1 protein-coding gene is annotated in these 443 nt (G+C 67.9%); it reads right to left on the bottom strand.

Going from position 1 to position 443, the window contains the following annotated elements; genetic code table 11:
- The coding region (locus U5768_RS31905) for an aromatic amino acid lyase (protein ID WP_322034299.1) at positions 1 to 443 on the bottom strand (443 nt) is incomplete at both ends.

Here is a 443-nt window from a genome sequence, read left to right on the forward strand (position 1 = left end):
ACCGACTGCATCACGTGCGCGAGCGCCGGGCTCGTGTGGTGCGGCGCGCGCAGGTCCACGCCCTGGGCCGCCGCCAGCAGTTCGATTGCGAGGATGTTGGCCGTGTTGCCGGCGATATCGGCGAGCTTGCGCGCGGCGAACGTCGCCATCGAAACGTGGTCTTCCTGGTTCGCCGAAGTCGGCAGCGAATCCACCGAAGCCGGATGCGCCAGCGTCTTGTTCTCCGAAGCCAGCGCAGCCGCCGTGACGTGCGCGATCATGAAGCCCGAATTCACGCCGCCATCCTTCACGAGGAACGGCGGCAGGCCCGAGAGCGTGGCGTCGATCAGCAGTGCGATGCGACGCTCGGCCAGCGCGCCGATTTCGGCTGCGGCCAGCGCGAGATTGTCGGCGGCGAACGCCACCGGTTCCGCGTGGAAGTTGCCGCCCGAAAGCACTTCGTT

Origin of the sequence: Paraburkholderia sp. J76 (assembly GCF_905220295.1) — a bacterium.
GTDB lineage: Bacteria > Pseudomonadota > Gammaproteobacteria > Burkholderiales > Burkholderiaceae > Paraburkholderia.